Origin of the sequence: Paenibacillus sp. Soil522 (genome assembly GCF_001428245.1) — a bacterium.
Classification (GTDB): Bacteria; Bacillota; Bacilli; order Paenibacillales; family Paenibacillaceae; genus Pristimantibacillus.
Genome location: NZ_LMRV01000063.1, coordinates 22,471 through 29,018, shown reverse-complemented (window position 1 = coordinate 29,018; position 6,548 = coordinate 22,471). Strand labels below are relative to the sequence as shown.

The following is a 6,548-nucleotide window of genomic DNA, read 5'->3' as shown; positions in this document are numbered from 1 at the left end:
TAAGGGATGCATGGCAAAGCACCGATAAATAAAGGTTCCGTGGAAAAGATCCTCGGGACCTTTTTTTGTGTTCAGATTTAGTTCAGAGAGCTATCATAGTTAGGAAACGCTTAAATAATAAAATTAACAAAATGAATAGTGAATTATCGAAAGTCGAGCATGGGAAGCGTCGGATGTACGTGCCTTCTTTGGTGAATGGTCCAATGGGCTTTTCACACCTGAAGTGGTATTGGCCAGGTGCAGGTAAATCGTCGTAGACTGAATATTGGCATGGCCGAGTAATTCTTTAATCTGTAAGAGGGTAGCGCCATCTTCAAGCAAATGCGTGGCAAAGGAATGGGACAGCGTATGAACGGATACATCTTTGGTGATATTCGTTCGTTTCACCGCTTTGTTGAAGGCATCCTTGATACCGGCGGGAGTGATAGTTGTTAGACTTTATTCCATGAAGGTTGAAGCTCTAATTAGGTTTTTCAATAATCTCCTTTCTTTTCGTTTGCTTCATTATTCTTATATAATGAGTCTACTATGCAGAAAAGGGGTGCAGCATGTTGTCCCGAAAGTGGAATTATGGAATCGTTGTCCTTTTTATCTTATTTACCTGTCTACTCTTGCAGTTTTTGCTTTCTACACTGCATATCCGTGAGCTGGTTAATCCGAAATCCCGCCCTTTGGACGGTAACCCGCCTCCTCGCGTCGTGTTAATCGCTCAGGAGATTGACAATCCTTTCTGGCGAACCATCGAACAGGGAGCCAGGGAGGCGTCCGAGAGGTACAGGATGAATTTCGAATATAACGGGCCTTTCCGAATCAATCCCGTCGAGCAGATCAGGCTGCTCGAGAAAGCCATAGCATCCAAAGCAGACGCACTTCTGGTGCAGGGAATTAACGATCCGCAGTACCGGATGCTGATTGACAAAGCCACAGTCCAAGGAATTCCGGTAATTACAGTGGACGCGGATGAACCTGGCAGCCGCCGACTCTCCTATATTGGAACAGACAACTTGAACGCGGGCAAAACCATGGGTGAGTTAATTGTGAAGGCGACAGGAGCCAAAGGCAGCATCGGTGTGCTGATCGCCAATGAGGAAGCGTACAGCCAACAGCTTCGGCTTACTGGCTTTCGTTCGGTGATCAACCGTTACCCGGAACTGAGCATCGTCGACGTGCGCTCGTCCAATATTTCTCGTTTGCAGGCGGCACAGCAAGCCGAAGAAATTCTTGTGCAATACCCGCAGGTCGGCTATATGGTCGGGTTCAGTGCATTGGACGGGATGGGGATCTTGGAAGCCGCAGGCCGTATACGGCCGCAAGGACTGAACATTTTCGCGTTTGACGATTTGGCTGAAACGAAAGAAGCCATCCGGAAGTGCAGGATGGTGTCGACCATCGTACAGCAGCCGTATGAGATGGGTTATGGCGCTATCTCCCTGCTGCATGACTATTTCCAAGGGAAGAAGCCAACGCCGCAGTATTTTACAGAAGCCAATATCCTTACAAACAGTAAGGCCGGCAGCGAAACGGGAGGAAGCTGCCCATGACGATTCGAACGAAGCTGCTGCTGTTCATTCCCCTGCTCGTGCTGCTTGTGAATTCGGTCATGTACTTTTTATTTGAGAGCGGAAAAACCGTGCAGCAGAGTTATGATCAGATGACGGACCGCATCCTGCTGTACAAGCAATCCGTCCAGACGGCAGAAGACCATCTAAAAACGCTTTACGGTTATTTGCTCAACCCGGCCGACAGTAGTACCGCCGAGCTGGGGAAGGCGAGGGAGCGGCTGCTTGCAACACGCGGAATTCTTATCGATAGATCCGCTTCCTCCCAACTGGCTTCGGCGGTAACGGGGTATGCCCATATGCTGGATACGCTTATAGAACAGGAGCAAGCCGCGCTTACTGCTGCAAGAACCTCGTCACCGCGCATCGCGCTGGCCCATTACGAAGAAGCCGAGAAAACAACCGGCTTTATCAGGGAGGAAGGGCAACATCTCGTGGATTTGGAGCTGAGCTTCTACCAGCCTGTTTATAAGCAAATCCAGCAGGAAACTAGGCGTATCAACCATTTGGGTGCAGCCATATTCGTCGTCAACACACTGCTGAGCGTCGTGATCGCCGTTTGGATCTCCCGCAGTATCACCGTCCCGGTAAGCCGTCTTGTCGCGCTGGCCAGACAGGTTTCCACAGGAAACCTGAAGATTGAACCGCCGCCGCGCTCGGATGACGAGCTCGGCATTTTGTCTGATGCTTTCAAGAAAATGTCGGATGACCTGATGGTATTGATCGAGAAGGATAAAGAAAGCCTGGAAAAGGACCGGTTTGTCAAGGAATTGGAGCTTCAGGCGCTTCAAAGCCAGATCAATCCCCACTTTCTGTTTAATACACTCAATGTGCTCTCCAAGCTGGCGCTGCTGGAAGGAGCGGAGAAATGCAGTGATCTCATCGTGTCGATGTCCAATCTCTTACGGTACAATTTGCAAAAGCTGGACCGGCCTGTAACACTGCGGGATGAGCTAGAGCACGTCAAAGAATACATTACGATTCAAAAGGCACGCTTCCGCGACCGCATCAGCTTCGAGATGGAAATCGATGATTCCGCACTCCATGTGCTGATACCGTCACTAACGCTTCAGCCTATTGTTGAGAATTCATTCATGCACGGCATTGCAGATATGGAACAAGGCGCACTTATCCGTCTGGAAATGGCCCGTACTTCGGAGAATGTGCGCATCACGCTGTCGGACAACGGAATCGGCATGAGCGAGGAGCTCCGTCAGGCCCTGCTCCGGCTGGAAGCCGGAACGGAGAAGAAGAAATCCACGGGGCTCGGTACAAGAAATGTGTTCAAACGGCTGCATCTGTTCTACGGAAACAAGGATCTTGTGGACATTGAGAGCGAGCCTGGCAAAGGAACGAAGTTTACGATTCTGATTCCTTTGGAAAAGGAGGTCGAAACGAACTATGTACCGTCTGTTGATCGCGGATGACGAAGTACTTGAACGGGGAAGGGCTCGAATAGATTGTTCAACACATGATGCCGGATGAGTTCCAAGTGATCCATGCAGAGAATGGGCGGTGGCGATATGCTTCGAGGTCGGTCATAAGGATCCGAATTACTTTAGCCGGATGTTTAAAAGAGTAACGGACATCACCTTTACCGAGTACCTCGACCAAGCCAGATGAGCCCTTACGGTGTACTATTTTATATGAATTTTTGAAAGTCCATGCCTGCAGGCATGGACTTTTTTGTGTTTATCAGGACAAAAATATGCTAGTTTACTCCTCATATCACCAGAACATACGGCACCGGGTTAAATCAATACAGGAAGAACACGGATAAGTGCAGACGATAGCGGCTTTGTCCGGGTGCTGCGCATGCTATAATTCTATGAAAAGATTAAGGTGGAATATGGAAAGGAGTGGATAACATTGTCAATAGTCATCAATAAAGAGATTGATATGCAGATAGAAAAACAGGCAGAACAACAGATCGAACAGAAGCTGGAAAAGCCAAATATGGTGTTTGTAACGCTTGTTTCGATCGTAGCGGCTTTGGGCGGTGTATTATTTGGATTCGATACGGCTGTGATATCGGGAGCGCTCGGCTTTTTGGAACAGCGCTTTCAATTGAATCAGGTGCAGCTCGGGTGGGCCGTTTCCAGTATCATTATCGGCTGTATTGCGGGCGCTTCCGTCTCCGGGATATTGGGTGACATGTTCGGTAGGAAAAAGGTGCTGATAGCGGCGGCTATCATTTTTATGATCGGTACTGTCGGCTCTGCCCTCCCTGATACGTTTACCGGTTATATTATCGCCCGTATGATCGGCGGCTTCGGGATCGGTATTACCTCAGCCCTATGCCCGCTTTATAACGCGGAAATTGCACCGGCCAAATATCGCGGCCGGCTGGTTGCCCTGAACCAGCTTGCCATCGTTACCGGAATTTTCCTTGTATACTTTGTGAATACGTGGATTTCCGGCTACGGAGACGACGCATGGGATGTTTCCACCGCTTGGCGTTGGATGTTTGCCGCAGGTGCCGTTCCTGGCTTACTGTTCCTGGTGCTGCTGTGCTTCGTACCTGAAAGTCCCCGGTGGCTGATCAAGAAGGGACGGCCAGCGGAAGCGCTGAAGATTTTACTTAAAATTCACGGTGAAGATTTGGCCAGACAGGAAGTGCTGGCTATCAAGGAAGTATCCAAGCAGGAAAGCGGAGGGTCGATTCGGCAGTTGTTTATGCCCGGTATGAGAGTTGCCTTGATGGTGGGTATCGTTCTGGCGGCCCTCCAACAGGTTACGGGCATAAATGCCGTAATGTATTACGCTCCGGTCATTTTCAAGGAAGCCGGCGCCGGTGCGAATGCTTCGCTGATTCAAACTATCCTGATCGGTTTCGTTAATTTGCTCTTCACGATATTGGCTTTGTGGCTCGTCGATAAGGTGGGAAGAAAAGTGCTACTTCTTATCGGTTCTGCTTCGATGACGATATGCCTGACGGTCATCGGCCTCGCTTTTCATACAGGTAATACCTCCGGACCGTTGTTACTTATCTTCATCCTGCTCTATGTGGCTTCCTTTGCCGTTTCGCTCGGCGCTGTGCTTTGGGTAGTTCTATCCGAAATCTTCCCGAGCCGAATTCGCGGAAGAGCCGTGGCCATTGGAACTATGACGCATTGGATAGCGGATTACGTGGTTTCCCAGTCGTTTCCGCCTCTGCTTCATACCGCTGGTCCGGCGACGACCTTCTGGCTATTCGCTCTCATGTCCTTGATCACGGTTGGCTTCACCTGGCGTGCGATTCCCGAAACGAAAGGCAAATCGCTGGAGGAAATCGAGACTCTATGGTCAACAAAATAAGGATGGACCGTTCCCGGATTATCGGACTATATTGAGGCGGCTACACTCGCATCCCCTCCCGGTCTGCTTGATTATATAGCTGGCCGGGAGATCTTTCTGTTGGTACAGCCAACGTCAAACAAATAACCACCTATAGAGGGGAGACTTCAAATGCGTATCGGTGCGATCGAGGCAGGCGGAACAAAGATTGTTTGTGGAATCGGGAATGAAAATGGAGAGATAGAGGACCGGTTCAGTTTTCCGACTGAAGGATCGGAACGTACACTCGATCATATCATCGCTTATTTTCTGGACAAGGGAGTCGAGGCCATCGGAATTGGAACATTCGGCCCGATCAACATCGACCCTGCAAGCGAGTTGTATGGTTACGTCACGACAACCCCAAAGCCAGGCTGGTCGGGGTATCCGTTCTTGGGGACACTCAAGAAAGCGTTTGATGTTCCGTTCGGATGGGATACGGATGTCAATGCAGCGGCTTATGGCGAAGCCGTATGGGGTGCTGCCAAAGGCTTGGATAGTTGCGTTTATTATACAATCGGTACTGGAATCGGCGTAGGCGTCTATGCGGAAGGCAAGCTTGTTCACGGCCTGGTGCATCCTGAAGGCGGTCACATGTTAACCAGACGCCACCCGGAAGACGAGTTTGAAGGGATTTGCCCTTATCATGAAGATTGTCTGGAAGGCATGGCAGCGGGTCCTGCACTTGAAAAGAGATGGAATATGAAGGGCAGTGAGCTGCCTCTGGAGCATCCGGCATGGGCCATGGAAGCATACTACATCGGTCAAGCTGTTACAGGAGCGATCTTGATGCTCTCGCCGAAAAAAATTATTTTGGGCGGCGGTGTTATGCAGCAGAAGCAGTTATTACCTATGATACGTACCGAGGTGCAAAATAATCTAAAGGGGTATGTCAGTTCGGACGCCATCACTACAAATATCCAAGAATACATTGTATCCCCTGGCTTGGGGAATAATGCCGGTTTGTGCGGCGCATTGGCACTTGGGTGGGCTGCAGCAAAAAATCGGATCTCATGACATGGGACGAAAGACAGTCTTGAAATTAGAACTGAACTTAACCCGGTAAAGAAAAGGATGACCCTGCAATTCAGTCTGCTGGAGATAGCACTCAAGTTTAGAGCAAAAAAGAATCCTGGTCGAAGGATTCTTTTTTTTGCGTGCGCCCAGCATGGGCGCATGCAAAAAGAGAACCCAATATGTATCCACATTGGGTTCTTGGAATCACTCCTATGGCTGAATGATAAGAGCTGTATGAATCGAGAGGTTCACGTACGGTTCTGTGAGAGCCTGCGGGTGAAACTCCAGCGGGCTACTCGACTGAGAGGTCGGGGGCTAGCCGTCCCCTCCTACTCGATTCAGGTATGTATAGCTACCACAGATCGGAAACACCGAAATTAACAAAATGACCAATCTGTTAAATTGGTGAAAACGCATGTGGGTAGCTGAAAAGGAACATCGAGTACCATTTTTTTGTATTCGATTTTTTAAAAAATTAGTATTAGACTGGGTGCGTCATTAAGCTTTCAGATTAGCGAAAGAAGGATTGGTACATTTTTCATAAATAATTAAAAGGAGTTATTTGTTATGATTGTTTTTGGAGGCGGTAAAAATGAAGTTATTTGAAACAGCAAAAAAGAGTTGGCAAAAAGAATGGCGAAGAAGGTCTAAACCTAT

At 49.0% G+C, this 6,548-nt stretch carries 6 protein-coding genes; 5 read left to right on the top strand and 1 reads right to left on the bottom strand.

The genetic code is table 11. The features are described 5' to 3' along the window. Positions 1-123 precede the first annotated feature (123 nt). Entirely contained in the window at positions 124-411 is a 288-nt protein-coding gene (locus tag ASG81_RS32220) for a tyrosine-type recombinase/integrase (protein ID WP_268795805.1), read from the bottom strand. 137 nt (positions 412-548) lie between these two features. Here ASG81_RS32220 and ASG81_RS20545 point away from each other — a divergent pair, with 137 nt between their 5' ends. The 5 genes from ASG81_RS20545 (at position 549) to ASG81_RS20530 (ending at position 5,891) form a co-directional block, all read left to right on the top strand. Next, positions 549-1,541, top strand: a complete 993-nt coding sequence (locus ASG81_RS20545; RefSeq protein ID WP_056638557.1) for a substrate-binding domain-containing protein — start codon at positions 549-551, stop codon at positions 1,539-1,541. Then, on the top strand, positions 1,538-2,986 hold the full coding sequence (locus tag ASG81_RS20540; RefSeq protein WP_056638554.1) for a sensor histidine kinase: 1,449 nt from the start codon (positions 1,538-1,540) through the stop codon (positions 2,984-2,986). Before ASG81_RS20545 ends, ASG81_RS20540 begins: the two co-directional genes overlap by 4 nt. Before the next feature lie 88 nt (positions 2,987-3,074). Next, positions 3,075-3,182 carry an AraC family transcriptional regulator gene (locus tag ASG81_RS31165; protein WP_155971729.1) on the top strand — a complete coding sequence of 36 codons (108 nt, stop codon included), beginning with the start codon at positions 3,075-3,077 and terminating at the stop codon, positions 3,180-3,182. Positions 3,183-3,458: 276 nt separating this feature from the next. After that, the gene (locus ASG81_RS20535) at positions 3,459-4,856 is read left to right on the top strand and encodes a sugar porter family MFS transporter (protein ID WP_200961564.1); all 1,398 of its coding nucleotides are present in this window, start codon (positions 3,459-3,461) and stop codon (positions 4,854-4,856) included. 150 nt (positions 4,857-5,006) lie between these two features. Continuing rightward, complete coding sequence (locus ASG81_RS20530) at positions 5,007-5,891, top strand: ROK family protein (RefSeq protein WP_056638550.1); 885 nt, start codon at positions 5,007-5,009, stop codon at positions 5,889-5,891. The last annotated feature ends 657 nt before the right edge of the window (positions 5,892-6,548 follow it).

What these genes read in the sequence shown, in the direction of transcription:
- ASG81_RS20545 (WP_056638557.1), top strand. Translation starts at nt 549, where the DNA reads ATGTTGTCCCGAAAGTGGAATTATGGAATCGTTGTCCTTTTTATCTTA.
- ASG81_RS20530 (WP_056638550.1), top strand. Translation starts at nt 5,007, where the DNA reads ATGCGTATCGGTGCGATCGAGGCAGGCGGAACAAAGATTGTTTGTGGA.
- ASG81_RS20535 (WP_200961564.1), top strand. Translation starts at nt 3,459, where the DNA reads ATGCAGATAGAAAAACAGGCAGAACAACAGATCGAACAGAAGCTGGAA.
- ASG81_RS20540 (WP_056638554.1), top strand. Translation starts at nt 1,538, where the DNA reads ATGACGATTCGAACGAAGCTGCTGCTGTTCATTCCCCTGCTCGTGCTG.